This window comes from Asticcacaulis sp. AND118 (genome assembly GCF_020535245.1).
Taxonomy (GTDB): Bacteria; Pseudomonadota; Alphaproteobacteria; order Caulobacterales; family Caulobacteraceae; genus Asticcacaulis.
In genome coordinates, this window is the sequence record NZ_CP084911.1 from 803,499 (window position 1) to 827,699 (window position 24,201).

General features: G+C 61.3%; 19 protein-coding genes. 9 read left to right on the forward strand and 10 right to left on the reverse strand.

Going from position 1 to position 24,201, the window contains the following annotated elements; all coding sequences use genetic code 11:
• Window positions 1-146: 146 nt before the first annotated feature.
• Together LH365_RS16985 and LH365_RS16990 are read left to right on the forward strand one after the other, a co-directional pair.
• On the forward strand, window positions 147-875 hold the full coding sequence (locus tag LH365_RS16985) for a TetR/AcrR family transcriptional regulator (protein WP_226745746.1): 729 nt from the start codon (window positions 147-149) through the stop codon (window positions 873-875).
• Window positions 876-986: 111 nt separating this feature from the next.
• The gene (locus LH365_RS16990) at window positions 987-2,462 is read left to right on the forward strand and encodes a PAS domain-containing methyl-accepting chemotaxis protein (protein WP_226745747.1); all 1,476 of its coding nucleotides are present in this window, start codon (window positions 987-989) and stop codon (window positions 2,460-2,462) included.
• A gap of 30 nt (window positions 2,463-2,492) precedes the next feature.
• Here the strand turns inward: LH365_RS16990 and LH365_RS16995 are convergent, their stop codons facing one another.
• Window positions 2,493-3,614: a PA0069 family radical SAM protein gene (locus LH365_RS16995; RefSeq protein ID WP_226745748.1), complete on the reverse strand. Its 1,122-nt coding sequence runs from the start codon at window positions 3,612-3,614 to the stop codon at window positions 2,493-2,495.
• 156 nt (window positions 3,615-3,770) lie between these two features.
• Between LH365_RS16995 and LH365_RS17000 the strand changes: the two genes are divergently transcribed.
• Window positions 3,771-4,934 carry a Gfo/Idh/MocA family protein gene (locus LH365_RS17000; RefSeq protein ID WP_226745749.1) on the forward strand — a complete coding sequence of 388 codons (1,164 nt, stop codon included), beginning with the start codon at window positions 3,771-3,773 and terminating at the stop codon, window positions 4,932-4,934.
• Between the two features lie 53 nt (window positions 4,935-4,987).
• Here LH365_RS17000 and LH365_RS17005 read toward each other — a convergent pair whose 3' ends face one another.
• Window positions 4,988-5,935, reverse strand: a complete 948-nt coding sequence (locus LH365_RS17005) for an SMP-30/gluconolactonase/LRE family protein (RefSeq protein WP_226745750.1) — start codon at window positions 5,933-5,935, stop codon at window positions 4,988-4,990.
• Between the two features lie 233 nt (window positions 5,936-6,168).
• Window positions 6,169-6,735 carry a TetR/AcrR family transcriptional regulator gene (locus LH365_RS17010; RefSeq protein ID WP_226745751.1) on the reverse strand — a complete coding sequence of 189 codons (567 nt, stop codon included), beginning with the start codon at window positions 6,733-6,735 and terminating at the stop codon, window positions 6,169-6,171.
• Window positions 6,736-6,821: 86 nt separating this feature from the next.
• Here LH365_RS17010 and LH365_RS17015 point away from each other — a divergent pair, with 86 nt between their 5' ends.
• On the forward strand, window positions 6,822-8,078 hold the full coding sequence (locus LH365_RS17015) for an MFS transporter (RefSeq protein ID WP_226745752.1): 1,257 nt from the start codon (window positions 6,822-6,824) through the stop codon (window positions 8,076-8,078).
• Window positions 8,079-8,156: 78 nt separating this feature from the next.
• Here LH365_RS17015 and LH365_RS17020 read toward each other — a convergent pair whose 3' ends face one another.
• Window positions 8,157-11,312, reverse strand: a complete 3,156-nt coding sequence (locus LH365_RS17020) for an autotransporter domain-containing protein (RefSeq protein ID WP_226745753.1) — start codon at window positions 11,310-11,312, stop codon at window positions 8,157-8,159.
• Between the two features lie 309 nt (window positions 11,313-11,621).
• On the opposite strand from LH365_RS17020, the gene LH365_RS17025 reads away from it, so the two are divergent.
• A complete protein-coding gene (locus LH365_RS17025; RefSeq protein ID WP_226745754.1) occupies window positions 11,622-13,247 on the forward strand; it encodes an FMN-binding glutamate synthase family protein in 1,626 nt (541 codons plus the stop codon).
• Here LH365_RS17025 and LH365_RS18795 read toward each other — a convergent pair.
• The 4 genes from LH365_RS18795 to typA form a co-directional block, all read right to left on the reverse strand.
• On the reverse strand, window positions 13,244-13,393 hold the full coding sequence (locus tag LH365_RS18795) for a HepT-like ribonuclease domain-containing protein (protein ID WP_226746303.1): 150 nt from the start codon (window positions 13,391-13,393) through the stop codon (window positions 13,244-13,246). The two genes, LH365_RS17025 and LH365_RS18795, sit on opposite strands and share 4 nt — an antisense overlap.
• Window positions 13,330-13,578 carry a hypothetical protein gene (locus LH365_RS17035; RefSeq protein ID WP_226745755.1) on the reverse strand — a complete coding sequence of 83 codons (249 nt, stop codon included), beginning with the start codon at window positions 13,576-13,578 and terminating at the stop codon, window positions 13,330-13,332. The genes LH365_RS18795 and LH365_RS17035 overlap by 64 nt, the downstream gene beginning before the upstream one ends.
• Window positions 13,575-13,865 carry a nucleotidyltransferase family protein gene (locus LH365_RS17040; RefSeq protein ID WP_226745756.1) on the reverse strand — a complete coding sequence of 97 codons (291 nt, stop codon included), beginning with the start codon at window positions 13,863-13,865 and terminating at the stop codon, window positions 13,575-13,577. The genes LH365_RS17035 and LH365_RS17040 overlap by 4 nt, the downstream gene beginning before the upstream one ends.
• Before the next feature lie 125 nt (window positions 13,866-13,990).
• Window positions 13,991-15,826 carry a translational GTPase TypA gene (gene typA, locus LH365_RS17045; protein WP_226745757.1) on the reverse strand — a complete coding sequence of 612 codons (1,836 nt, stop codon included), beginning with the start codon at window positions 15,824-15,826 and terminating at the stop codon, window positions 13,991-13,993.
• 471 nt (window positions 15,827-16,297) lie between these two features.
• Between typA and LH365_RS17050 the strand changes: the two genes are divergently transcribed.
• From LH365_RS17050 to LH365_RS17060, 3 genes are all read left to right on the forward strand, one after another.
• Window positions 16,298-16,588 (forward strand): nucleotidyltransferase family protein, encoded by a 291-nt coding sequence (locus LH365_RS17050; RefSeq protein ID WP_226745758.1) that lies wholly within the window; start codon window positions 16,298-16,300, stop codon window positions 16,586-16,588.
• Complete coding sequence (locus LH365_RS17055; RefSeq protein WP_226745759.1) at window positions 16,585-16,752, forward strand: DUF86 domain-containing protein; 168 nt, start codon at window positions 16,585-16,587, stop codon at window positions 16,750-16,752. The genes LH365_RS17050 and LH365_RS17055 overlap by 4 nt, the downstream gene beginning before the upstream one ends.
• 62 nt (window positions 16,753-16,814) lie before the next feature.
• Window positions 16,815-16,946: a DUF86 domain-containing protein gene (locus tag LH365_RS17060; RefSeq protein WP_370639759.1), complete on the forward strand. Its 132-nt coding sequence runs from the start codon at window positions 16,815-16,817 to the stop codon at window positions 16,944-16,946.
• Window positions 16,947-17,272: 326 nt separating this feature from the next.
• On the opposite strand, the gene LH365_RS17065 is transcribed toward LH365_RS17060, so the two are convergent.
• A complete protein-coding gene (locus tag LH365_RS17065) occupies window positions 17,273-18,190 on the reverse strand; it encodes a LysR family transcriptional regulator (RefSeq protein ID WP_226745760.1) in 918 nt (305 codons plus the stop codon).
• A 403-nt stretch (window positions 18,191-18,593) separates the two neighbouring features.
• Between LH365_RS17065 and LH365_RS17070 the strand changes: the two genes are divergently transcribed.
• Window positions 18,594-21,332, forward strand: a complete 2,739-nt coding sequence (locus LH365_RS17070; protein WP_226745761.1) for a TonB-dependent receptor — start codon at window positions 18,594-18,596, stop codon at window positions 21,330-21,332.
• A gap of 77 nt (window positions 21,333-21,409) precedes the next feature.
• Here LH365_RS17070 and LH365_RS17075 read toward each other — a convergent pair whose 3' ends face one another.
• Window positions 21,410-24,094, reverse strand: coding sequence for a response regulator (locus tag LH365_RS17075; RefSeq protein WP_226745762.1), 2,685 nt, complete (start codon window positions 24,092-24,094; stop codon window positions 21,410-21,412).
• Window positions 24,095-24,201 lie beyond the last annotated feature (107 nt).

A 24,201-nucleotide genomic window follows, 5' to 3' on the forward strand; every position in this document is an offset into this window, starting at 1 on the left:
CGCGAACCGCACTTCTGTGTCCCCATATTGCTAAAAGTGCAATTAATACAGTGGGATAGCGCAGATATGACATCTGCGTGTCAGGGACTGGCAGCAGGGGTGTGGACAGGCTACATAGGGGATAGTGCAAGGAGTAATGTGTTCCCATGGCTCACCAGCCTTACGAGACGCTGATTCATAACGGCAAGGTCGCTGACGCAACCGACGCCCTGATTCTCGACCTGCCCGCCGTCTGTGGCGATCAGGCGCTGGAGGCGTCAGCCTGCTGCAAGCGTCCGCGCGGCCGCCCGCGCGCCTACGATCCGGATCTGGTGCTTGAAAAGGCCTTGCGCGTCTTCTGGGAAAAGGGCTTTGCCGCGACGTCGCTTGACGATCTGGTCGAGGCGACGGGCGTCAACCGCCCCAGCCTCTATGCCGGTTTTGGCGACAAGGAAGCGCTTTATCTCAAATCCATGCAGCGTTATCGTCGCCGTATCAGCGAGCAACTGGACACGGTGCTGAGTTGCAATGGCACGGGCGACAGCCTGCCGGTCATCGTGCGGCGCTATTTCGACATCATGATCGGCACCTATACCGGTCAGAGCGAACATCCGCTGGGCTGCGCCTTCATGTGTACGGCGCTCAACGAGGCCCCGCAGCACGAATCGATCCTCGAAATGCTGCAGAACACCATTGAGGAATTCGATGTGCGTTTCGAGCGCTTTTTCACAGACGCCCAAACCTATGGCTGTCTGAGCAACAATCATGATCCCAGGGTGCTGGCTCAGATGATCGGCGGCATTACCGCCAATCTGGGGGTGCGGGCGCGGGCCGGCGCCTCGGCGGCAGAACTGCGCGCCATTGCCGACAGCACGACGCGACTGCTGTTCGGCTAAAGGCACCGGCATACCGATGTTCGATTTTTTACGGCGATGTCTCGCACGTAAAGGGACTTTTAACGCCTATTGCTCACCTTTCAGTTGTGTAAACTGAGTAAAGGGTATGTCATGGGCCTGTTCCAAAAAACCGACAGCGGCGACGCTGCCATCCTTCAGGCGCTTCAACAGTCGCAGGCGGTGATCGAATTCACGCCAGACGGTATAATCCTTTCAGCCAATTCCAATTTTCTCGACACGGTCGGCTACAGTCTCAGCGAGATCAAGGGCCAGCATCACCGCATCTTCTGCGATGCGATCTATGCCAACAGCGAAGCATACCGTCACTTCTGGCAGCGGCTGGCCGCCGGCGAATTTGTCGCCGACAGCTTCAAGCGCTTTGCCAAGGGCGGGCGCTCCATCTGGCTTCAGGCCACCTACAATCCCGTTCGCGACAAGAATGGCAAGGTGGTGAAGGTCGTCAAATACGCCTCCGACATTACCGGTCAGATGCAGAAGGACATCGATTATCGCGGCAAGATCGAGGCGCTGGATCGCGCCCAGGCGGTGATCGAATTTACACCCGACGGCACCATTCTGACCGCCAATCCCAATTTCCTCGCCGCCGTCGGTTACGATCTCAGCGAGATCAGGGGCCAGCACCATCGCATGTTCTGCGACCGGGACTACGCCAATAGCAGCGAATACCGCCGCTTCTGGCAGGACCTGGCCGCCGGTCATTATCAGGCCGCCGAATATCGCCGGTTGGGCAAGGGGGGGGGCGAGATCTATATTCAGGCGACCTATAACCCCGTACGTGACGATACGGGCGCGGTGGTCAAGGTGGTCAAGTTCGCCACCGACATCACTGCCGCCGTGCATCGTCGTCAGCGCACCGAGGCCCTTAATCAGGAACTGGGCGGGGTGATCGAACGCATTCTGGCCGTCAATGGCCGCACCGGTGAGATCGTTCAGGCGACCGACGACACCGGCGGCATGATCAACACGGTCGCGGCGGCTTCCGAAGAACTGAGCGCCAGCGTTGGCGAAATCTCGCTGGCCATGAATACGGCGCGCGTCGGCGTGCAGAACGTCTTTGAACAGACCCGTCAGGCGACCACTTCCGCCAGCCGGCTCGGGGAATCGGCGGAATCGATGACCCGCGTCGTCAGCCTGATTCAGGAAATCGCCGCCCAGATCAATCTATTGGCGCTGAACGCCACGATCGAGTCGGCACGCGCCGGCGAGGCCGGGCGCGGCTTTGCGGTCGTCGCCTCCGAGGTCAAGACGCTGGCCAATCAGGCCGGGCGTTCGACCCAGACCATCACCGATGAAATTACCCGCATGCAGGCGGCCACAGGTGAGGTGACGTCGACCCTGGGGCATATTTCGGACGCCATGACCGGCGTGCTGGACAATGTCGGTTCGGTTGCCGCGGCTCTGGAACAGCAGAACGCCGCCACCAACGCGATCAGCGCCGACATGCAGGGCGCGGTGAGTGCCGTCGGTCGCATCACCGAGTCGATCGAGGATATTTCGACCGCTTTCCTGCAGGTGGCCGATGCCTCCGAAGCCGTGCGCAAACAGATGGGTGAACTGGCAGCGTGATTGAAAAAACCATCTCTAATCAAAGGATAGTCAGAATAACTTCATCTGAGGGTCACCGCCGCGAAACTGCGTGCAATCGAGCGGCGTGCGCGGGGCATTGAGACCGTAGCGGCGCACGGCCAGTTCGTAGCGCTGTTTCAAAAGATCGGCTTCCAGCCCGGTGCCGGTCATGCGCGTCTTGAAATTCGGGTCGTTGAGCTTGCCCCCGCGCAGGGCGCGGATGCGGTTCAGCACCCGTTCGGCGCGGTCGGGGAAGTTGAGCCTCAGCCAGTCCTCGAACAGCAGTTTGATCTCGTGCGGCAGACGCACCGGGATATAGCCGCCGCGGATCGCACCGGCCTCAGCGCCGGCCTTGAGAATGTTTTCCAGTTCATGGCAGGTGAGGCCAGGGATCAGCGGCGCGGCCAGCACGCTGACGCGAATCCCGGCCCGGCTGAGCGCGCAGATGGTCTCGATGCGTTTTGAAGGCGTGGCGGCACGCGGCTCCATCACCCGCGCGATATTGCGGTCGAGCGTGGTCACCGAAAGAGTGGCCGAGAACAGGTTGGCGGCGGCCATCGGCGCTAAGATGTCGAGGTCGCGCAGGATCAGGGCCGACTTGGTGACGATATGCACCGGGTGGCGGAACTCCCACAGCACTTCCAGCAGCCGTCGCGTCAGACGTTCCGAGCGTTCGATCGGCTGATAGGCGTCGGTATTGATGCCCAGCGCCAGAGGGGCGGCGCGATATTTCGGGTGCGACAACTCCTCGCGCAGCCGTTCGGGGGCATCGGGCTTGCGGAAGATGCGCGTTTCAAAATCCAGCCCCGGCGACAGGTCGAGATAGGCGTGTGTCGGTCGCGCAAAGCAGTAGACGCAGCCGTGTTCGCAGCCCTTGTACGGATTGATCGAGCGGCTGGAGCCGACATCGGGCGAGTCGTTATAGCTGATGATCCTGCGCACCGAATCGATGCCCAGCACGGTTTTGATGCGCTCGACGTCCTGAGCGTCTTCGATCTCCCAGCCGTCGGTAGCCTCGTAACGATCCGGTGCATCGAAACGCCCGCTCAGCCGGTTGGACACCGCGCCGCGCCCCTTGCGCACGCGGTCGGGCAGGGCGGTCTCATCCCTAATCGGATCGGTGCGCAGGGTGGGGAGGGGTTTCGGCGGCATTGAGCGAAACTATCACTCGTTCGGAACAAATCAAGAACATTTTTGATTTGATCCTCAGCACCGAACGTGTAAAATTTTCTTGGGTAAACGTTGTCACATCCTCATTTTGCGGGTTAGAGTGCCGCCGCACATAACCCGCAACAGAGGAAACACCCCATGATGGACCGCCGACAGCTTTTGATGGGCGCCGGAGGCCTGCCGCTGGCCGCCAGCGCCGCGTCCGCGCAAACGACCGGCCAAGCCGCAGGCAAAGCCCTCGGCCAGCCCCTGCCTAACGGTGTCGATCTGCCTGAACCGCCGAAGAAACGTCTTGGCTGGGCCGTGGTCGGCCTCGGCAACTACGCCATCAATCAGGTGATCCCCGGTTTCTTGCAGGCCGACGAATCGCGCCTGACCGCCTTCGTCTCCGGCAATCCGGCCAAGGCCAAAGACCTCGCCGAACGCTACGGCGTGTCGACAATCTACAGCTATGACGATTTCGACAAGATTTCTGCCGACAAGGATATCCACTGCGTCTACATCGTCCTGCCGGTCGGACTGCACGCCGAATACACCATCCGCGCGCTTAAGGCCGGCAAGCACGTGCTCTGCGAAAAGCCCATGGCGTCGACGGTCGAGGAATGCGAAGCCATGATCGCTGCCGCCAGGGCCGCCAACCGCCAGTTGGGCGTGGCCTATCGCGTACATTTCGAGCCGCTCAATATTGAGGTCAAACGCCGCTGCGAAAAAGGCGAGTTGGGCGCGCTGCGTTATGTCACGGGCGATGCCGGCTTCAATGCCGATCCGAAATATCCGCCGATGAAGTGGCGTCTGGAAAAGCCGCTGGCCGGCGGCGGCTCGATGTACGACATCGGCGTCTATGCGCTGAACGGCGCGCTGATGCTGATCGATCAGACGCCGGATACGGTATCGGCCGTCTATGCCTATCCCAGGGATGACCCGCGCTTTGCCACCGTCGAAGGCGGGGTCAACTGGCGCATGACCTTCCCGTCGGGCGTCAGCGCGCAGGGCTCTTCCTCCTATTGCTACGCCGGCGGTTCGCGCCTCAAGGTGTTCGGGGCAGAGGCCTCTATCTCGATGGACCCGGCGTCCGACTATTACGACAACCGCGCCAACTTGCACCGCGGCTGGGACCCCGGCACGCCCGTGCGCGCCGCGCCGCCCTTTACGCAATTCGCGGCTCAGGTCGACGGCTTTTCCCAGGCCGCGCGCAGCAACACGCCGCATCGTACGCCGGGTGAGATGGGCCTGCGCGATATCCGCCTGATTCAGGCCATGTACAGAAGCGCCGATCAAGGCGGCGCTGTGGTGAAAGTTTAAGCGTCTAAGCCCCTCTCCCCGCAGGCGGGGAGAGGGTTAGGGTGAGAGGCATTTTACCCCGCAAAAGGCGTCGCCGGCAGGCCCGCGTGTCCGCGCAGGCGGGCCGGGGAAACCTCGAACAGCGTTCCGGCGACGGCCTTGTCCGGCGCATTTTCGGGCAGGAATTGCGCCGCCGAGCTGATATAGAGGTGGTCGAGCGCCGCCCCACCGAAGACCAGACTGGTGATCTGGGTCGCGGGCAGCGCGATCGAGAAATCGAGCGTGCCGTCCGTTTTAAAGCGGCTGACGCGACCGCCGCCGTAATGGGCGATCCAAACACCGCCCTGCGCATCTGTGGTCATGCCGTCAGGCGAACCCATATCCCCGTCGAACTTTACGAACACCCGCTTGTTCGACAGCGCGCCGTCCGCCGCCACATCGAAGGCGAAGACCGTCTTGTCGTAGGTTTCGGCGTGCCACAGGGTGCGCCCGTCCGGGCTGAAGGTCGGACCGTTGGCGCACAGATAGGGGCTGTCGGCTCGGGTCACCTTCAGGTCGGCGTCAACGCGGTAGAAGGCTCCGACTTTTTCTTTCCACTTGGTGTCCATGGTCCCGGTCCACAGGCGGCCTTTCGCATCGACCTTGCCGTCATTGAGGCGGGTATCGTCGCGCGTTTCCGGTCGCACCAGCAGGGTGAAGGTGCCCGCCTTGGGGTCGAAGGCGTAAACCCCGTCGCTGAGGCCCGCGATCAGGCCGCCGGATTTACGATCGGCAAGGAAGCACACCGGTTTAGGTGTCTTCCATGTCTGGATGTCACCGCTCTTGAGGTCGAGCGCGTAGATGGTCTGGCCTGAAATATTGACCCACAGGAGGCGCTTCAGTGCGGGCGACCAGTAGGGACCTTCACCCAGCGCGTCGCCCGCGCCGGCCAGCCCGCGAATACCCCCCTCAGCGGCGCGGGCCTGAAGCGGCAGGGTGAGGGCGGCAAGCGCGAATCCGAGTCCATGACGGCGGGTAATCATCGGCGGTTTCCTCTGTCGGGAGGGCGCGTGTCGCCCTGCATTCTGATGGTGACAACGTTATCATGTCGAATGACTGGGGAACAGCCGAAATCGAGTTTGAGGCGGCCCGGACGCCCTATAGTGTCAGCGTAATCATAAGCGGCGGTCCTGTCGCGCCTGATGGATTTGAGCCGACGCTACGCAACATAAGGCTGGGGGTGTGGAAAAGGCGGCATCTCTGTTGATGCCGTGATTTATCTTACCGCCACCGCCTCGCGCACCGTATCGAGGATGGCATCGGACAGGGTCTCATCGTTCACGGCACGGGCCAGCGTCATAGCACCGATCAGGGTCGAAAGCTGGAGGATAGCCGTCTTCGGCGCCTCTTCGCCTGCCCCGCCGAACAGACGTTCAAGTACGTCGAGATAGCTCTTGAATTCTCTCGTAAAGGCGCTGCGCACGCTGTCGGATTGACGCGCGATGTCCGCGCACAGGGCCGGGTAGAGGCAGGCCATGTCCGGATGGTCGCGGTAGCGTTTCGACAGGTAACGCGTCACATAGGCCTCGGCTTCGCCGGCCGGGTTGTGCACGCGCTTCTCTTCCAGTGACTGCGTGCGTTCCTTAACCCATTCGGCGCAGGTCTCGCCGATCAGCGCCTCTTTCGACGCGAAATAGTTATAAAAACCGCCGTGGGTCAGGCCCGCCGCCTGCATCACCTCGGCCACCTTCACCCCCTCAAAGCCCTTGAGCCGGAATAGCTCCGACGCGGCCTTGAGGATCAGTTGGCGGTTTTGCTCGACCTGTGCGCGCGAGGTTTTCATGAACGCTCCGTGAAACGGGACCTTGACTTTACATGATGGCTGTCATTAATGCAAATATGATGATCATCATGTAAAAGGAGCGCAGCATGGTATCCTCGGCACTGGCGAAAGGCCTTGAGCGCCGCCATATCCATTATGGCTGGGTCGTCATGGTGGTGACCTTCCTGACCATGCTGACCACAGCCTGCGCGCTGGGCGCGCCGGGCGTGCTGATGCCGCCTCTGGCCAGGGAGTTCGGCTGGACCACAGCGGAGATTTCCGGTGCGCTGGCCGTGCGGCTGGTGCTGTTCGGTCTGATCGCGCCCTTTGCCGCCGTCCTTATGCTGCGTTTCGGGCTCAAGCGCGTGGTCGGGTCGGCGCTGGTGCTGATCGTGGCCGGGCTCGGCCTGTCCCTGATGATGGGTGAACTGTGGCAGTTGCTGCTGCTGTGGGGGATCATGGTCGGCTGCGGCGCCGGCATGACCGCCATGGTGCTGGGCGCGACCGTGGCCAGCCGCTGGTTCGTCGAGCGGCGCGGTTTGGTGGTCGGCATTCTGGCCGCCAGCAGCGCCACGGGGCAACTGGCCTTTCTGCCGGTCATCGCGGCCATATCCGAGGCGGCGGGCTGGCGTATGGCGCTGGTGCTGGTTTGCGCCCTGCTGGCCGTGGCGCTGATCATGGTCCTGGTCTTCATGCGCGACCGTCCCGACGATGTGGGGCTGCGCGCCTATGGTGAGACGGAGCCGGTCGCTGCGCCGCCCGCCGCTGCCGTGACGCCCTTCGGCGCGTTGCGCGAAGCCTCGCGCAGCGGCACCTTCTGGGTGCTGTTTCTGACCTTCTTCATCTGCGGCGCGTCGACCAACGGCCTGATCCAGACCCACTTCGTCTCCTTCTGCGGCGACTTCGGTATGACGGCGGTCACCGCGGCCTCGGTGCTGGCCCTGATGGGGGTGTTCGATCTGTTCGGCACGGTGGGCTCGGGCTGGCTGTCGGATCGTTACGACCCGCGCTGGCTGCTGTTCATCTATTACGGCCTGCGTGGCATCGCGCTGCTCTTCCTGCCGGAATCGACCTTCACTGTGATGGGGCTGACGCCGTTCGCCATCTTCTACGGACTCGACTGGATCGCCACGGTGCCGCCGACGCTCAAGCTGACGGCCCAGCGCTTCGGTCGGGAGAAGGCGGGGGTGGTCTTCGGCTGGATCTTCGCCGGGCACCAACTGGGCGCAGCCTCCATTGCCTTCTTCGCCGGTTGGGTGCGCACGGCCTATGACACCTATGTCTATGCCCTGCTGATCGCGGGCGGCCTGTGCCTGATTGCGGCCGCCCTATCGCTGATGGCGCAGAAACCGAAGCTCGCTTGATTTAATAAAAACACGTTGCATATATTTGTATATGCAGGTTCTTTTGTCTTTATCTCGTGTGATGCGCGAGGTGGCGGATCAGAATTTGAACCCGGTGCGAAGACTCAGTTTGTAATTGCTGTATTCACTATATTTTTCGCCTTCAGCCTCAAGCGATAGGTAACCGTATTCGTTGCCGGCCAACATGCGCAGCCCGACGACCGGCGCGCCGCCTTTCAGGTCGCCGCCCGACAGCGTGAAGGCGTCGCCGCCGGTGAAGCGGGCCACCGTATCGTCGACCTTGACCGAGAAGTTGTTGCGGTAACCGACCCAGACTTCCGGCTGGAACAACGCCTTGCGGTCGCTGCGCCCCAGGCTCAGCAACGCCGAAGCCGTGGCGATATGGCTCTGGCGTTCATCGACGCTGAGGTCGAAGGCCGTACCGCCGCCGTCCTCGTCGCGTCCGTCTTCCTTGAGGCCGTAATAGTCGACCGAGACCAGCGGTTTGAGACTGACCGGACCGAGGGTGGCGCGGTACGACGCCCCGGTGCTGCCCGAAACGCTGTAGCCATTCCACTTGGCCTTGGCGGTGAGGGTGTTGGCCGAGCCGACCATCTGGCGCTCGCTTTTGAAAAACGCGCCACCGACCCCGCCGCTCAACCACGCGCGCAGGCCGCCACTTTCCAGACGCCAGTAGCCGCCGACGGTGAAGTCCGCCGCCGATGAGGTCTCGTAGGCCGTGGCGTAGGAGTCCTTTGGCGTGGCCGCCGTATAGCTGATGAACAGGCCCGTCGCCTGACCGTAGCCCAGGCCGCGCTCGATCCCGCCCCCGAAGCTGAAACCGGTGGCCTCGAAGCCCAGCGTCTGGCCGCGGTCGCGGCTCAACTGATAGCCTTCTTCCTGCAGCCAGTAGTGCGTTTCGCCCATACCGGGCAGGATCGACTGCTTCTCGATCGAGCGCGTCACGGCTTCGCGGCCGCGCGACAGGGACAGCAGGTTCTCGCCTGAAAAATCGGGCAGGAAGGCGGCGTAGGTGCTGACGAAGGTCGACTCGGTCGTCGCCGACAGCAGGGTCGAGGTCGTGTCGTCGTCGGTCGCCGCCGCCGTCAACACGGCCCCCAAGGCTCCGTATTCGTTGACGCTCAGGCCGGACTCGGACTGTGTACGCAGGCGGAAGTCGGCATAGAGGCCGTTATTGGCACTGCCGGTCGACAGGGTGGCCTTGTACAGCCACGGCACCTTCTCGTCCATGTCATTGAGGTCCAATGTCCCGTAGTCGATATTGGCGCCGGTGATCAGGGTGAAGCGCGTCGGCGTCTGGATGATCTTGTCGAGCGTCAGATAGATGGCCGCACCATCGTCGAAGACGGTCGTCCCGTTATTGATCAGAAGCGCGCTGGTCGGATTGGCGGTGGACAGCCCCATATAAAGCTCGCCCTCGCTGCCCAGATGCAGGGAAGACAGGGTCACCTGCGTGCCGGTGGCTAGCGCCAGACGGCCGTTTTCGACATCGATGGCCACCGTGCCCGCGCCCGTCAGCTTGCCGATCACAATGCCTTCGTCGTCGATATTCAGGCTGTTGCTCCCCGCGCCGAAATCGATATTGCCGTAGATATAGCCGTTCGAGACGTTGATGACGTCATTGCCCGAACCGAGCTTGATGTCCCCGGAAATATAGGGGAGGGCATAGTCGTCATCGTCCAGGTGGGCGTTGACCAGATCGATCGTCGTCGCCACGCCGTTGGCGCTCAGATCGATGGCGACGGGCCGGTTGACGGCGGTGTCGGTCACGTCGTCTTCGTCCTCATCGCCTGGCGTGATGCCGGCCGAAATGCTGCCGTTGATGACGAGGGAGGTCAGGGTGTTCGATGTGTCGCGCAGCGCCGTGGCATTGGCTGTGGTGCCGTAGCCGGCGGCTGACAGGGCACCGCCCGTTTCGATCTTCAGCGTGTTCAGCGTCGCGCCCCAGTCGATATCGAGGCCGTAAGCGGTGTCGGAATTGGTTGTGGTCGTGCTGGCCCCCAGAGAGCCGGACAGGTTCAGCGTGCCGACCTGCGCGCCGCTTTTGAGCGCCAGACCGGTGGCCGTACCCTCATAGGCGGTCGCGCCGACCGAGCCGGACAAGCCGATACCGTTGGTGACCACGACATCGTAGCCGAGACCCGCGATCTGCACCGCCGTAGCGTTGACGCCTTCGTAGATGCCGTAGGCGGCGACCGAGCCGCGGATGTCGAGGCCATAGGTGCGGCTCGAATAGTCGTCAGTCGCGTTTTCGTTATAGCTGATGGCGCCCAGCGTGATGGCCTGGGTATCGGAGCCGATCAGGAGGGCCGGGGCCGCGCCGTACTGGGCAATGGAGGCCGTGCCTTCCTCGGTGTCTTCGATGCCGTTGCCGTTCTCGTCGGTATTGTCGTCGTCCTCGCTGGTGACGGCGGCATTGAGCAGCACGCCGCCGGTGACGTTGTTGGAAATCTGCACCGCCGACTTCGCCTGATAGAGGTCGTCGGCGTCCAGCAGATCGAGATAGTCGTCGTCGAGGCTGGAATAGCGGTAGCCGATAGTGGTGACGCTGGCGTCGAGGATCAGCGCGCCATCGATGCGACCGGACAGTTCGATGGCCTGCGCGTCCTTGCCCTGGGCCGATACAGAGCCGCTGATATAGACCTGACCGGTCTGGGTGCCGCGCAGGGCGATGCCGCGCGCATCGTCGCCGAGCACGCTGATGGTGCCGTCGAACAGGAAGTCGCCGACATGGCCGTTTTCGAACAGGATGGCGGCGGATTGATTGCCTTCGACGGTGATGGCGGCGTCGATGTCCACCGCGCCGGTCAGCAGATCCGTGGCGCGGATGCCGTAGCGGTTGGTCCCTTCGGCGAAGACCCCGTCGACAATATCGTCGTCATTCGTGTCTTCGGCCGTGTAGTCGTCGGTGACGGTAATGGTGCCGGATATGTCGAGGTCGCTCGTGCGCGCGCCATCGATCAGAATGCCGGTCGAACCGCTGTCGGAAGACGACATGGTGATCACGCCGTTGAGGATCAGATCGTTGTCGGAATCGATGGTGATGGCCGTGCCGCTGGTCAGGGTGATCGTCGCGGCATCGGTTACGTCTATATCGTCCGCCGCGCCGTTATTGACCGTCGCGGTTTTCAGCGGTGTGGTCGTTGCCGTCGAGATCGTGGTGGTGGCCAGAGCCGGCGCGGCGGCTAAGATAAGGGCGAGGGCAGTGGCGGACAGGAGTAGAGAGCGGCGCATGATCGACCTTGGCGGGGAATGACAGTCGCCAAGGGCCTAAAGCGCCGCTGAGGCCGTAGCAGGGCCTTAAAATTGCGCGCAGGTCGCAAAGTGTCAGGTTTGCAATCGTCGGGACGCCACGCCCTGATTGCGGTGTGCCGCCGGTCTACGGCCTGAGGGACGGCCTGAACATGGAGACCGGGATGGTCCAACCTGGGCGCAGGTAGAGGGTCAAAAAGCCACGGGCGTCTCAGACGGACTTCCCGCGTTCAGAAAACCGTCGCAACCGATTGATAGTGTCGCAAGATTGGGCGGTCAGGCGGGGCGGCGGTGATTTCGAGATTCTTCATCCTTCAGACGGTGTGGCTTTTGACGCTTGCCTGTGCGGCGGGCGGCTATTGGATCGACGCGCGGTTGTGGTGGGGCCTGACCACCCTGGCACCGCTGAGCCTGATCGGTCTGCGTGACCTGACCCAGACCTCGCACGCCATCTTGCGCAACTATCCGATTATCGGACATGTGCGCTTCATCCTTGAGGCCGTGCGCCCGGAAATCCGTCAGTACCTGATCGAGGACGATCGCGACCCGGTGCCCTTCACCCGCGAGCAGCGGGCGCTGGTTTATCGGCGCGCCAAGAACGTCTCGGACAAGCTGCCCTTCGGCACCATCCGCGACGTCAATGCCGTGGGCTATGGCTGGATTTCGCATTCGCTGCGGCCGTCGAAGATCGCCTCCAGCGACTTCCGTATCGGCATCGGCGGACGCGACTGCGAAAAGCCCTACTTCGCCTCGGTGCTCAACATCTCAGGCACCAGCTTCGGCGCGGTGTCGTCCAACGCCATCATGGCCTTCAACAAGGGAGCGAAGCTGGGCGGCTTTGCCCACAATACTGGTGAAGGGGCGATATCGAAACACCACCGGAAATACGGCGGCGACCTGATCTGGCAGATCGCTTCCGGTTATTTCGGTTGTCGCACCCCGGATGGCGAGTTCGATCCGGACGCCTTTGCGCGCACCGCCGCCCTCGATCAGGTCAAGATGATCGAACTGAAGCTCAGCCAGGGGGCCAAGCCGGGCCACGGCGGCGTCCTGCCGCGCGCCAAGATTACCGGCGAAATCGCCCGCACCCGCCTGATCGACCGCACGCAGGACTGCGTTTCCCCTGCGGCCCATCCGGCCTTTTCGACGCCGCGCCAGATGATGCAGTTTGTCGCCGAATTGCGCCGCCTGTCGGGCGGCAAGCCGGTGGGTCTGAAGCTTGCCGTCGGCCATCGCTCGGAATTTCTGGCGCTGGTCAAGGCCATGCTGGCCACGGGCATACTGCCGGACTTCATCGTGGTCGACGGCGGAGAGGGTGGCACCGGGGCCGCACCGGTTGAGTTGTCGAACCATGTCGGCCTGCCGCTGGTCGAAGGCTTGAGCTTCGTGCACAATGCGCTGGTGGGGGCCGGGCTGCGCGGTCATATCCGCATCGGCGCCTCGGGCAAGGTCGTCTCGGCCTTTGACTTTTGCCGCGTGCATGCGCTGGGGGCCGATTTCGTGATGGCGGCGCGTGCCTTCATGTTCGCCGCCGGCTGTATTCAGGCCCGCGCCTGCCACACCAACCACTGCCCGACCGGTGTGACGACGCAGTCGTGGTGGCGCAAGCGGGCGCTGGTGGTCAGGGACAAGGCTCCGCGCGTGCAGCAGTATCACCGCAACACCTTGAAAGCCCTGTCGGAAATGCTGGCGGCGGCGGGGCTCAGCCACCCGCGTGACCTCAAGCCGTGGCACCTGCACGTGCGCGCCACCAATGGCGAAGTGGTGCGCGGCGATGTGGCTTTCCCGCATGTCGAACCGGGCGCCATTCTCAATGGCACAGCGCGCGAAGGTCTGATGAAACAGTGGCACCGCGCCCAGATCGATACGTTCGAACCGCTGGACGAAGAAATCGTCGAGCAGATGCTGAAGGGTTAATCGTCGGACTTTAGCGCCTCGGACATGACAGTGACCAATGCCGACACGTGCCGATCTACGACGGTCTGGACGGTCAGGGGATCTATGTCGCCCAGATAGTTGTGGACCAGAATGTTGCGAAAGCCGCTGATATTCTTCCATTCGATGTCCGGGTATCGCGTTTCAGATCGTCCGGCAGTCTCTGCGTCGCCTCGGCTAGTGTCTGCAAGTTACGCAAGGCCGCGTCGTACAGGATATCGTCTTCGACAATGCTGCCGCGCGCCGCGATGCGATCGAGCTTTCCAGCGCAGACGAGAATATGATGCGCGTAGGCGCGCCAGTCCCGGCTCACAGGGAGCGCGCCTCATCCAGCACGTGCTGTCGAATATGCGGGCTAAGCTCGTGCTCCGGGATCAGATCGACCCGTCGTCCCGTCAACTCCGACAGCTTGGCGGCCAATGGCAATCGTTGTGCGAACAAATCGTAGCCTTCCGGAAAGTCGACCAGAAAGTCGATGTCGCTGTCCGGCGTCTCCTCCTGCCGCGCCACTGATCCAAACACACGAATACGACGGGCACCGAATGTCTGTGCGGCCGTTTCGATGTCGTGTTTATGACTGTGCAGTGTGTCCAACAGCATGGGCACAGGATAAGGCAGGTGAGGATAAGAAGGCAAGGGTTCAAGCGGTTTCGCCTATACCTTGAACCTTGACATGCGTAACAAACAAAAACGACCCCGTTTCGGGGCCGTTTTCACAGGTCTGACTAGTCTTCCTTCTGGCGCTTCTTGCGGAACGAGGGGTTCAGTTCCTTTTTGCGCAGCCGGATATTGAGCGGGGTCACTTCGACCAGTTCATCGTCCTCGATATAGGCAATGGCCTGCTCCAGCGTCGGGCGACGCGGCGGGGTGAGGCGGATCGCCTCGTCCTTGCCCGAAGCGCGGACGTTGGTCAGTTGCTTGGCCTTCATCGGGTTGACGTCGAGGTCGTCGGCGCGAGAGTTTTCACCGATGATCATGCCCATATAGGTTTTTTCGCCGGCACCGACGAACATCACGCCGCGCTCTTCGAGGTTCCACAGGGCGTAGGCCGCCGTTTCACCGTCCGAGTTCGACACCAGCACGCCCTTGCGCTGCTGATCGATCGGGCCCTTATAGGCTTCGTAGTGCGAGAAGACGCGGTTGAGCACGCCCGAACCGCGCGTGTCGGTCAGGAACTCGCCCTGATAGCCGATCAGCGAACGCGACGGCGACTTGAGCTGGATGCGGGTCTTGCCCGCGCCCGACGGCGCCATGTCCTTCAGTTCGGCCTTGCGCGCCGACAGCTTTTCGATGACCACGCCGGTGAACTCTTCGTCCACATCGATCATGACGTCTTCGATGGGCTCCATGCGCTCACCGGTTTCCGGATCGGTCTGATAAACCACGCGCGGACGCGAGATGGCGACTTCGAAGCCTTCGCGGCGCATGTTTTCGATCAGCACGCCCAGTTGCAGTTCGCCGCGGCCGGCGACTTCGAAGGCGTCCTTTTCACCCGACTCGGTGATGCGGATGGCGACGTTCGATTCGGCTTCCTTGAGCAGGCGGTCGCGAATGACGCGCGACTGAACCTTCGAGCCTTCGCGACCGGCCAGCGGCGAGTCGTTGACCGAAACGGTCATCGAAATGGTGGGCGGATCGATCGGCTGAGCCGGCAGGGCGGTGTCGAGGGACATGTCGCACAGGGTATCGGCGACGGTCGCCTTGGAAAGGCCCGCGATAGCGACGATGTCGCCCGCTTCCGAACCTTCGTCCAGCGGTTGACGCTTCAGGCCGCGGAAAGCCAGAACCTTGGTGATGCGGCCGCGTTCGATTTCCTGACCGTCTCTGTTGAGCGCCTTGATCGCCAGACCCGGCACGGCCTTGCCCTGCGAAATACGACCGGTGAGGATGCGGCCCAGGAACGGATCGGATTCGATCAGGACGGCCAGCATCTGGAAGGGCTCGTTGACCTTCGCCTGCACGGCGGGCGGCGGCACGTGATCGACGATCAGGTCGAACAGCGGGGCCAGATTGTCGGACGGCGTGTTGAGGTCCAGCGTCGCCCAGCCCGAACGGCCCGATGCATAGATGTGCGGGAAGTCGAGTTGCTCGTCCGTTGCGCCCATGGCGGCGAACAGGTCGAAGGCTTCGTTGTGCACGCGGTCCGGATCGGCATGGGCGCGGTCGACCTTGTTGATGCAGAGGATCGGGCGCAGGCCCAGCTTCAACGCCTTGCCCAGAACGAACTTGGTTTGCGGCATGACGCCTTCTTCGGCGTCGACCAGGATGACGCAGCCGTCCACCATGCCGAGGATACGCTCGACTTCACCGCCGAAGTCGGCGTGGCCCGGCGTGTCGATGATGTTGATGCGGGTTTCGCCGGCCTTGCCGTTCCACAGCACCGAGGTGCACTTGGCGAGGATGGTGATGCCACGCTCGCGCTCCTGATCGTTGGAGTCCATGGCGCGCTCGACGGTGGCTTCGTTGGCGCGGAAGACGCCCGACTGAGCCAGAAGGGCGTCCACGAGCGTCGTCTTGCCGTGGTCAACGTGGGCGATGATGGCGATATTGCGAAGGTTCATAAAGGACTCTGCTTTTACCTCGCCCTGTAAGGGGAGGGTGGCGCGCCGATCTATGAATCGGGGGCCGGGTGGGGGGCTTTTTCGCACGCACCCTGCGACGCTGTTCACGTACCGGGATGCGCTTGCCAACCCATAAAAAAGCCTCTCGCAGAAGTGTGTGAGAGGCCAAACCGGTTCGGCGCGCGTGATTTGGCGCGGTCTATAACCGAATCCGCGTCAAAGCGCCACCCCTGCACGGTGGATTATTTTCGCGGGTGCGAGAGGTTAAATGTCTAACGCTGCAATTGTCACCACAATCCGACGTTTGCAAGTCTTATGGCTGTGTACGTAGGGGGTGCGTTAAATGAGTTCGACTGTGACTGTAGCGCGCTGGCTCCGATTTGCCGCGAGTTTCTGCTACGCTTTGTGTGGATGAGGAGTGGGCGCAGCATTTCATTGCCAAGTTCTCATTAGTTTAATAAATTTGTCCTTATGAAGCCGTCTGACGCCCTGAGCCAATATCGCGGAGATATCCGAAGCCTGACGCAGCGCTTCCGGCTGGAGAACCCGCGGGTGTTCGGTTCGGTGCTTAAGGGGACGGATACCGAAGCCAGCGATCTCGATCTGCTGGTGGATGCCCCATCGGGGACAACTCTGTTCGACCTGTGCGGCTTGCAGGTCGACCTTGAGGAGCGATTGGGCGTGCGGGTCGAAGTGCTGACGCCGCAGGATCTGCCTGCAAGGTTCCGTGACAAGGTCGTGCGGGAAGCCGCCGCCATATGACGACTTCGCGAATAAGCGATTATCTCGGTCACATCATCGAAGCCATTGATTTGGCGACCGGCTATGTCCATGACGTAGCTCAGGCTGACTTCGAGGCCGATATTCGCACGCAGCAAGCCGTCAGTATGAACATCATTATTCTCGGCGAAGCGGCTGCCAACTGATCGCCGAGTCTCCGGAATGGGTTGCAGCTCACGATCAAGTGCCTTTGAAAGTGATGCGCGCCATGCGCAATCGCATCACGCATGGCTATTTCGACATTAATCTTGAAGTCATCTGGCACACGGTGACGCAAGATTTACCCGTTTTGCGCCCGCAAATTGCGGCTTTGCTTGTTCAGCAGCACGAGAAGGACTGACACTTCACGTTCGTCTAATGGCTTGCGTATCTCCGCTTGGCGCTCATTGCCTGCGGTGCGGGTTTCAGTATCTTGATACGCAACCACGGTCAAGTAGTGCCGATATAGATCGTATCTATATTACTCGCGATGTTTCGTATTATTCGTCTTGTTTTCAGCGTGCTAATTCTGTTCGGGATTGGAAGTCGCTTCTGTCAGACGGCCCTGACCTGTTTGGCGAGCGGCTTTCGATTACCTTCCCCGTTTCGGCACTCTCCCCGTTGTCCCATCAACACCCGAAACGTACCTTACAGGCGCGCAAGCGCCTGTTTTTCTTTCCGATCCCTTCAATACGGGCTGCTTTCCAGATTGTAGGCCTTGGCGGCGCGACTGCGGACGTCCTCGATCAGCCTGATGACCTGCGGATCGCTGCTGCGTTCCTTCAATGAATAGACCCCCATCTGCACGGGGTCAGGCGCTTCACCCGGCGCAAGCTCGACCGGATGAAGACCAGATCGTGCGAAATCGTCCGCCAGAAGGTTGCCGTGTTGCAGGACCGCGTCCGTGCCCTTGGCGTAATCGATGCAGGCCTGCAGCGAGTTGGAGGTGAAGGCCTTGCCGACCGTGCCGCCGGTGAAGACCGAGCTGGACAGGCGTTGCTGATGGCTTTCGCGCGGAAAGGCGATGGTCGACGGGTAGGCCTTGATCTCGGCCTGCGTTCGCGGCGCAGCCAGCAGGGGGTGCCCCTCGCGCACGAAAAACCCGTCCTGCAGGCGGCCGACCGGCGCGAAGGTGGTGCCGAGATTGGGGTCCAGGTCGGGCACCTTATAGCCGACGAACATCAGAATATCGCCGGCGAGCAACTGATCCATCAGGCGCAGAACGTTGCTGAGGCTGACATTGATTGAGACGTGGGGATGCTTTTCGCGATAATCGAAGACGAGATCGCGCAGAAAGGCTTTCCAGGCGGTGTAGCCCGATCCGATGCTGATTCCGTGCTCAAGATCGTTTTTTTGCCGCTCGATCGACGCCATCGCATTGTCGTGCAGGCGCTTCATGATCAGCGCGTGCTCATAGAGCGTTTGACCGTACGGCGTCAGCCGCATACCCCGTGAGGTGCGGGAAAACAGGCTCACCCCTAACGTCCGCTCAAGCTTTTTCAGATTGAAGGTGAGGGTGGGCTGGGTGACGTGCAGCCTTTCGGCCGCCGTGCTGATCGATCCGGCCTCGGCGACGGACAGGAATTGCAGAAGCACGCGATCCATAAGGCTCTCCCATAGATTTTATCTATATATCGCACGATATTTCGTATTACCCAGCGGAAATGCGCCGTGATAGGTGTTCCGCATAATCACAGGAAACGATCAGGATCAAGAGTGGCCAAGAGCGATCTGGCTTAATTTTCTTCCTGAAAAGCAGTAATTTGAATGTTTTCGCGAACTCGATCCGCCGTGTCGGATGCGAGTTGTTTCCATTTGATAAATAATCATATCTGCTTATTTAAGTGATTGTTTCAAACTATGATGTAATTGTGCCGCAGGTGACTGATTAATGTCATTTTTGCTATTGAATGTCTTCATTTCATCATCTACGATCATTTTCAATCACTGTTATTCGAGTGACAGGGCCTTTCCGGGTCTCAACGAAGATAAATAAGGGAGCAGTCTCATGAAAAATGCCACATGGCGCAGCCATGCGTCCGTCGTCGCGCTTGCCGTCGCTCTGAGTGGCGCTGGCGGCGTCGTTTACGCTCAGGAGGCTCCGGCCGCGACGACCGCCGCAGAGCCGGAGGTCGTGGTGGTGCGCGGCATCCGCAATTCGCTGCGTTCGTCCATGAACGTGAAGCGTGAAGCCGTCACCGTGGTCGACGCCATCACCGCCGAAGACATCGGGCAGTTTCCGGACAAGAACCTCGGCGAAGCGCTCCAGCGCGTCACCGGCGTGCAGATCAGCCGTCAGGACGGCGAAGGCCGCGGCGTCTCGATCCGCGGCGGCGACCCGAACCAGACCCGCGTCGAAGTCAACGGCTCGACCGCCATGTCGCTGACCGTCGGGGCCGGCGACCGCGCCGTCGATTTCCGCGACCTGCCTGTCGAATTCATCTCGCGTCTCGAAGTCGTCAAGTCGGTCACGCCGGACATGAGCGAAGGCGGCGTCGGCGGCACGGTGCGCATCGTCACCCGTCGCCCGTTCGACAGCCGCAAGCCCTTCTTTGCGGCGTCGGCTCAAGGCGTCTATTCAAACCTGGCCGAAGAATGGGACCCCAAGGTGTCGGTCATCGGTTCCAAGCTGTTCGCCGATGACACGATGGGCGTGCTTTTGAGCGCCACCTTCGAAGACCGTAACCTCAACTCCAACAATGCCCGCACGACCGGCTGGCTGCGCACACGCGACGCCAGCGGCGACGGCGTCAACGACTGGGTGCCGGAAATCCCGCGTCTGATCATTGACCGACGTCAGACGAAGCGCTCGGCCCTGAACGGCGTGTTCGAGTGGCGTCCGAACGCCGACCTCAACCTCTATGCCGAGACCACCTACGCCACGGCCAAGGAATGGGTGAACAGCCAGTTCCTGCAACTAGGGGCCGCCTCCGGCGTCATCGATCAGAGCAAGACGGTCATGGGCGCCGACAACACCGTCGCCCATGTCGAACTGACCAGCGGCACGGGTGCGGGCATGGACCTCGCCTATCGCAATATCCTCGGCAGCCTGACCCGCACGCAGTACACCAGCGCCATCGGCGGGAAGTGGAATGTCGGCGAATGGACCTTTGACGGTCGTCTGTCCTACTCCAAGGGCGATGTCCACAACGATGAAATGAACTCGACGGCCTATGTGTTCGGCGTGCCGCGCGCGGTTATCGACTACACCGGTTCGCAGGGATCGCCGAAATTCAGCTTCCCCGGTCTCGATGTGAAGACAGGGCAGGGCGTCAACCAGATCGATGCGGTTTACAACCCGCGCGACAATGTCGCCGACGAAACCGCGTTGAAGTTGAACGCCAACTGGTCGCCGCAGGATCATCTGTGGATCACCCACGTCAAATTCGGCGTCGCCCGCACCGATGTCAGCAATGAGAGCGTGCTTTATCAGCGCACTATCCGCCTGGCCAACCGTCCGTCGCAGCCGCCCAGCGCCGGCGCTACCAATGTCTATCTGGTGCCGGCGGCCACGCTTCAGTCGATCGTGAACGTCAATTCCACCGTCAATGACATTCCGTTCTTCAAAACGGGCGATCTGGGCTATTCGGACGGCGTGCGTCAGTGGGTCAACAACACCTACGCCACCTATTGGTCCACCGTTGCGGCCAGCGGCGCGACTATGGATGTTCACGCGACCAACCCCAATATCAACACCGGGGGCAGCTATCAGAACTTCCTCGACACCTGGACGGTTGAGGAAACCACCAATGCCGCCTATATCCAGTTGGGCTTCCGCTTCGACGACAGCCTGCCGTTCCCGATCGATGGGGTCATCGGCGGCCGCCTGATCGATACCGACACCAAGTCGAGCGGCTATAACAGTGTGCGGACCGGAACGCCTGCCAATCCGATTATTACGTTTGTGCCTGGCGTCCGCGAAGGCGGGTATTCCGAGTTCCTGCCGTCGTTCAACATGCGCATGAAGTTCGTGCCCAACAAATGGGTCGGTCGCTTCACCGCAACCAAGGTCATGTCCCGCGCCGCACCGGGTCAACTGGCCCTGCGCCAGTCGACCGATGTCGCGGGCCCCAGTGGTTCGCGCGGTAATCCAGACCTGTTGCCTTTCGTGGCCGCTCAGTTCGACCTCGGCCTTGAGCACTATATCAATGCCGACAGCTTCTGGTCGGTGACGCTGTTCCGTAAGGACATTTCGCGCTTCATCGTCAATCAGGCGTCGATCGAAAACATTGACGGCACGAACTACAATATTACTCGACCGGTCAACGACAATTCACCGGTCAAGATCACCGGCATCGAAGCCGGGATTCAGTATGCGCTTGACTTCCTGCCGGCGCCGTTCAATGGCTTGGGTGTGATGGCCAATGTCACCATGCAGGAAGATAAGGGCTATAAGGGGCAAAATGCCATTACCAAGGAAGCCTTGCCTTATCCCGGCCTGTCGAAGACCAGCTACAACGGCTCGGTCTACTATGAAAATGACAAGGTCAGCGCGCGTCTGTCCTACAACTGGCGGGACAAGTGGCTGATCACCCCGACCGGTCGCGGCAGCCTGCCGGAGTTCAACAAGGCCTACGGTTCGCTGGATGCGGCGTTCAACTACAACGTCACCCCTAATTGGACGGTCTTTGTCGAAGGCGTCAACCTGACCGACGAAGTGCGTGTGGAATACAATGCCGACGCCCGCATCATCGGCAACGAAACCTTCGGGAGCCGCGTCTTCATGGGCGTGCGCTTCAAGAACTAAGCTTCCCGTGACCCTTTAATGGCCCTGCCTTTCTGGCGGGGCCATTTTTTTATGGGCCGAAAGGTGAAGGCTTAGGCTTATGCCTGACCCGGTGACAATGCCTTGCGTATGGCGGCCTGAAGCTGCATGGGATTGAACGGCTTGGCGACATAATTATCCATGCCCGCCGCCAGACAACGTTCGCGATCGCCTTCAAGGGCGTGAGCGGTCATGCCGATGATCGGCACATGTTTGACGTTTTCCATTTCACGGATACGGCGGGTCGCCTCAAGACCGTCCATTTCCGGCATCTGTACATCCATAAGGATCAGGTCGAAGCCGCCGGCTGAGGCCGTTTCCACCGCTTCACGGCCGTTGCGCGCCACCTCTACCTGAAACCCCTGATCTTCCAGCATGGCCTGAGCGACGATGATATTGCCTTCATAGTCTTCGGCCAGCAGCACCCGGCCGAGCGCCTGGGCCGGGGACGGCGTCTTGAGCGCGGCGATGACGGTGGCGGCGGGCAACGCTGTGTTTTGCACGGCCTGGGCGGGAATGCTGACCGAAAAGCGGCTGCCCATGCCTTCGCGGCTCTGCACGACGATGCGCCCACCCATCAGTTCGGCGAGTTGTCGCGTGATGGCCAGACCCAGCCCCGTGCCGCCGAAGCGCCGTGAAATGCTGGGGTCGGCCTGTGTGAATTTTTCGAAGATCTTGTCGACCTGCTTGACCGACATGCCGATGCCGGAATCGACCACGTCGATGCCGATTTCACGCTGGCCGTCGGGCAGGGGGCTCGACTTGACGAGGATGTTGACGAAGCCCTCATCGGTGAATTTGACGGCGTTGCTGACCAGATTGGTGATGACCTGCTGCAACCGCAGAGCGTCGCCGTGGATGCCCAGTTCTTCACGCGGCGCGGTCTTGATATTGAGCATGATGTCTTTTTCGGCGGCGCGCACGCTCATCATCGAGCCGACCTCGGCGACGATGTCGGCGATATTGATGGGCCGGGATTCGAGCACCAGTTCATGGCTCTCGATCTTGGCCACATCCAGCAGGTCGTTGATCAGGTTGAGCAGGGAATCCGAAGACAGCCGCAGCACGCTGAGCAGCTTCATCTGCTTTTCGTCGAGCGCCGACCCCCGCTCCAGAAGAGAGACGATGCCGATGATGGCGTTCATCGGCGTGCGCAGTTCGTGGCTCATATTGGCCAGAAACTCGCTCTTGGCGACATTGGCGTGCTCGGCCGACAGACGTTCGCCTTCCAGCACGACCTGCACGATGTTCTGCGCCGTCTCGACATCGTCGCGCGTCCACGGCTTGCAGCGGTGCTGGACGGTTTCCTTCCACAGCTCGAACGACGAGCGCGGCATCAGGCGGTAACCGGCCCTGGTCTCGACCGCTGTCTTTTCCGGCGTGCCGGCCCAGCTCACCTGCTGCTGCTCGGAGCCGCGGAACCAGATGATGTAGTCCTTTTTCGTGGTGCTGATCGGTGCCGCGAGGAAGCCGCCTTTCAGATGACAGAGGGCCGGCACATCGGCGCAGACCTTGTCGGCTTCCTGCGTCGAATAGATGCCGTTGGTCTGGTCCTGAATCCAGTCGGCCAGCGCGTGGATCGCCGCCTCGTCCGGCGTGTCGCCGAAACGCAGCAGACGCTTGCGCGTCATCACCGCCATGCCGGTGGCGCCGAGCGCGCCCAGCGCCAGGGTCTGACGCCCCTTGAGCAGTTCTTCGAGATTGAAATCGCTTTTCAGTCCGGCGGTCAGGCGCTCGACGATCAGGTTGCGCTTTTCCTGTTCCTGACGGTCGCGCAAGCCCTCCATCGACGACAGTTGCGCCGAGAAGATATGGCCCATGATCTCCGACACCATGCGCACGCGATAGGGCACGTGGTAGCCGACATTATGATGGCAGGCGACGAGGCCCCACAGCTTGCCGTCCTGAATGATCGAGATCGACATCGAGGCCGCCACGCCCATATTCGCCAGATACTGTACGTGAATGGGCGAGACCGAGCGCAGGACGCTTAAGGACATGTCGAGCGGCTGATCCGTGTCGGGGTGCAAGGGCGGCACGATCGGCACCGGCGCATAGCTTACATCTGCGATCTGACGGATATAGTTGGTCATGTAGAGCTTGCGCGCCTGTTCCGGAATGTCCGAGGCCGGGAAGTGCAGCCCGCGATAGCTGGGCATATATTCGGCCTTGGACTCGCCGACGACCTCACCGTTCCAGTTCTCATCGAACTGATACAGCTTCACGCGGTCGAAGCCGGTGATTTCACGGATCTTGGTCGTCACAAAATCGAACAGGTCGGGCAGGGTGGTGGCGTTGCGCAGGCCCACGGCGAAATCGCGTAGTTCGTCGTAGAAGAAGTCGCGCGCCATCGCCTTTTTGTCGTCGACGATTTCCAGCTCGACCACAATATTGTCGCCGGCCTTATGCGCCACGGCATCGAACCACACATCATCCACCTTGATGATGGTCGATTGCAGCGGCATCAGGCTGCGCTCGACGATGATGTGATTGATCTGCTCGGCCTGTTCTCTGCCGATAATGTCTTCCAGCCTTCGGTTCAGCACGTCCTCGGCGGTCGTCTGGGGGAACCAGGTCTGGACGTTGCTCGACACCTGAATGACGCGGTGATCCTCGCCTTCGAGGACGAACAGCATGCCGTAGGGCTGGATCGAGCCGGGGATGTGGATGGGCTCGCGGGCGCATTCCTTTAGAGCCTCTTCAAGCTCCGCTTCGGTGAGTTCGGCGCGGGGCTCAAGCTTCATAAGGCGTCTCGGTAATCGGGCATGCAAGCTCAGTAACTGTAGGATACCGAGAACAGCGCACTGCGCCCGGCCGAATGGATATGGTATAAGATTATGGCGCGATAAAT

Bases quoted from the DNA above. Each gene is read 5' to 3' on its own strand.
- LH365_RS16985 (WP_226745746.1), top strand. From the start codon at position 147: ATGGCTCACCAGCCTTACGAGACGCTGATTCATAACGGCAAGGTCGCT.
- LH365_RS16990 (WP_226745747.1), top strand. From the start codon at position 987: ATGGGCCTGTTCCAAAAAACCGACAGCGGCGACGCTGCCATCCTTCAG.
- LH365_RS16995 (WP_226745748.1), bottom strand. From the start codon at position 3,614: ATGCCGCCGAAACCCCTCCCCACCCTGCGCACCGATCCGATTAGGGAT.
- LH365_RS17000 (WP_226745749.1), top strand. From the start codon at position 3,771: ATGATGGACCGCCGACAGCTTTTGATGGGCGCCGGAGGCCTGCCGCTG.
- LH365_RS17005 (WP_226745750.1), bottom strand. From the start codon at position 5,935: ATGATTACCCGCCGTCATGGACTCGGATTCGCGCTTGCCGCCCTCACC.
- LH365_RS17010 (WP_226745751.1), bottom strand. From the start codon at position 6,735: ATGAAAACCTCGCGCGCACAGGTCGAGCAAAACCGCCAACTGATCCTC.
- LH365_RS17015 (WP_226745752.1), top strand. From the start codon at position 6,822: ATGGTATCCTCGGCACTGGCGAAAGGCCTTGAGCGCCGCCATATCCAT.
- LH365_RS17020 (WP_226745753.1), bottom strand. From the start codon at position 11,312: ATGCGCCGCTCTCTACTCCTGTCCGCCACTGCCCTCGCCCTTATCTTA.
- LH365_RS17040 (WP_226745756.1), bottom strand. From the start codon at position 13,865: ATGCTGTTGGACACACTGCACAGTCATAAACACGACATCGAAACGGCC.
- typA (WP_226745757.1), bottom strand. From the start codon at position 15,826: ATGAACCTTCGCAATATCGCCATCATCGCCCACGTTGACCACGGCAAG.
- LH365_RS17050 (WP_226745758.1), top strand. From the start codon at position 16,298: ATGAAGCCGTCTGACGCCCTGAGCCAATATCGCGGAGATATCCGAAGC.
- LH365_RS17055 (WP_226745759.1), top strand. From the start codon at position 16,585: ATGACGACTTCGCGAATAAGCGATTATCTCGGTCACATCATCGAAGCC.
- LH365_RS17060 (WP_370639759.1), top strand. From the start codon at position 16,815: ATGCGCAATCGCATCACGCATGGCTATTTCGACATTAATCTTGAAGTC.
- LH365_RS17065 (WP_226745760.1), bottom strand. From the start codon at position 18,190: ATGGATCGCGTGCTTCTGCAATTCCTGTCCGTCGCCGAGGCCGGATCG.
- LH365_RS17070 (WP_226745761.1), top strand. From the start codon at position 18,594: ATGAAAAATGCCACATGGCGCAGCCATGCGTCCGTCGTCGCGCTTGCC.
- LH365_RS17075 (WP_226745762.1), bottom strand. From the start codon at position 24,094: ATGAAGCTTGAGCCCCGCGCCGAACTCACCGAAGCGGAGCTTGAAGAG.